The organism is Trebonia sp. (assembly GCF_049794275.1).
Taxonomy (GTDB): domain Bacteria; phylum Actinomycetota; class Actinomycetes; order Streptosporangiales; family Streptosporangiaceae; genus Trebonia.
The window spans coordinates 1-2,324 of sequence record NZ_JBARCR010000738.1 but is presented as its reverse complement, the minus strand read 5'-3'; the positions used below and the strand labels follow the sequence as shown (position 1 = coordinate 2,324).

General features: G+C 67.4%; 3 protein-coding genes. 2 read left to right on the top strand and 1 reads right to left on the bottom strand.

Annotation, left to right across the window (positions count from 1 at the left end):
• Positions 1-930 (top strand): arylsulfotransferase family protein (locus WA805_RS19505; RefSeq protein WP_425243046.1); only part of this gene is annotated, 930 nt, incomplete at its 5' end.
• A 114-nt stretch (positions 931-1,044) separates the two neighbouring features.
• Here the strand turns inward: WA805_RS19505 and WA805_RS19500 are convergent.
• Positions 1,045-1,590 (bottom strand): YceI family protein, encoded by a 546-nt coding sequence (locus WA805_RS19500; protein ID WP_425243045.1) that lies wholly within the window; start codon positions 1,588-1,590, stop codon positions 1,045-1,047.
• Positions 1,591-1,699: 109 nt separating this feature from the next.
• Here WA805_RS19500 and WA805_RS19495 point away from each other — a divergent pair, with 109 nt between their 5' ends.
• Positions 1,700-2,167, top strand: coding sequence for a MarR family winged helix-turn-helix transcriptional regulator (locus tag WA805_RS19495; protein ID WP_422287583.1), 468 nt, complete (start codon positions 1,700-1,702; stop codon positions 2,165-2,167).
• Positions 2,168-2,324: the final 157 nt, after the last annotated feature.

The following is a 2,324-nucleotide window of genomic DNA, read 5'->3' as shown; positions in this document are numbered from 1 at the left end:
GCGGGCACGTTCGCCACCGACTTCCGCACCCAGACCTACCTGGGCAAGCCGGTGCTGACCTGGTTCCAGGGCGGCGGCAACGGCGGCGGCGAGGACGTTATCTACAACGACCGCTACCAGCAGATCGCCACCGTCAAGCCGGCGAACGGGTACCTGCCCGACTTCCACGAGTTCCTGATCACGCCGTGGAACACCGCGCTGATCCTCGCCGACACGATCGGCACCGCCAACCTGACCTCACTCGGCCTGTCCGCGCACCAGCAGGTCATCGACGGCGTCGTGCAGGAGATCGATATCAAGACCGGCAAACTGCTGTTCCAGTGGGACAGCGCCGGCCACGTGCCCTACAGCGACAGCTACGGGCCCTTGCCGCAGAGGGGCATGCCGTGGGACTGGTTCCACATCAACGCCGTGCACCTCGACACCGACAGCAACCTGCTGATCAGCTCGCGCTTCACCTGGACCGTCTACAAGGTGAACCTCCGCACCGGGGCGATAATGTGGCAGCTCGGCGGCAAGCACAGCACCTTCACGATCAAGGCCGCGCCCGGCCAGAAGCTGGACAACGCCGGCGAGATCTTCGCGTTCCAGCACGACCCCGAAGCGCTCGGCGGCAACGTGTACACGGTCTTCGACGACGAGTCCGACGGGCAGGCCGAGTTCTCCTTCAGCCGCGCGGTCACGATCAGCCTGAACCTGGCCGCGCACACGGCGACCCTGATCAAGTCGGTGAACCAGCCGGAGGGCCTGACGGCCGCCGCCACCGGCAACGCGCAGACCACGAGAAACGGCGACCTGTTCGTCAGCTGGGGCGGGCTGTCCTACTTCTCCGAGTTCAGCCCGACAGGAAAGCTGCTGTTCAACGCCAAGCTCCCCGACGGCGTTAGCACCTACCGCGGCTACCGGCTGCCGTGGAATCCGGGAAGCTAGTGCGCCATCTGCACGCTTACGAGGTAGCGTCGCCAGATCAATCCTTCTGCGCGCCCGTTGATCACGTTATGTATCCCCGGGCCGTCGCATGGCATCGCGTGGCGCGCCGTGGGCCTATTGGCGGGTGAACACGGCATGGACGGTGATGGTGTTGTTCAGCGACGCCATGCGCAGCGGGCTGTATGTCAGGCCGAAGTCTGCCCGGTCGACCGGGACCTGGGCATCCAGCTCGACCTCGCCTGCGGTGGCGGAGGCCTTCGCGTCGAAGGAGAGCGGGCGGGTGCGCCCGCGGACGGTCAGGCTGCCGGTCACCCGGACGCCCCCGTTGGCGGGCTGCATGCCATCGACGGTGCAGGTGATGTCCGGATGGCTGGCGATGTCGAAGATCTTGGCCGACCGCAGGTCCTTGTCGCGCCTCTTGTTCTTCGTGTCGATGGATCCGGCAGCGACGGTGAGGGTTCCGGTGACCTGGCCGTCTGCGGTCACCGTGCCGTTGCCGGCGACCTGGCGGAAGGTGCCGTGGACCGGGCGGAGCCCCCAGGTGTGCCTGCTCTCCAGCCGGACCTCGGACCTGGCCGGGTCCAGGACCCAGGACCCGGTGAGCGTGCCGTCAGCCAGCGCCTGCAGCACCGGGGTACCCGGCTGTCCCTGTGGTGTCATGCCATCCTCCCGTAAATTTTCGTTCCTGAAACAGAATAGTTTTGATAGCGAAAGCCTATATATACTCCGGTGCAGGCAGTCAAGGCGGGGCCACCACGGAAGCAGGGCCATGGCGGATCAGGCGGGCAGTTCCGAGCACTCCGCGGTGTGCCTGCGCCTGATGCAGCTGTTTCCCCGCGTGACCAGGGGAATGCGGCGTTGGCAGGAGCGCGCCGCGCCCGCGCCCTCTCCGCTGAGCCCGCGGCACGTCGCCGCACTCGAGCAGATCCGCAGCGGCCCGCTCACCGTCGGAGAACTGGCCTCCCGGCTGGACCTGACCCTTCCCACGGTCAGCGGGGTGCTCGCCGACCTAGACCGTGCGGGCCTGGTCGAGCGGCGCCCTGACCCGGCCGACCGGCGGCGCACGATCGTCCAGATCATTCCCGGCCAGGCAACCATGATCGGCCACTGGCTCGATGGCGCCGCCAGACCGCTGGCCCGCGTCCTGGACAAGCTCACCCCCGGCGAGCAGGAAGCCTTCCTCAAGGCCATGAACCTACTCGAAACCGAGCTGCACCGGCAGGACACCGGCAGCTGAACCGGCCCCCGTCCCTTGACAGCCGTCCCCGGCCCGGCGAGCCATCAACGCGCGGAATGGGAGCGGCACAGCCAGTGCAGCTTCTCAACTGGGAGGCGCAACTCCGCGGGGAACAATGTTCCGCGGTGAGGAACGGAAGCCGGGCGTCGCACGCTGA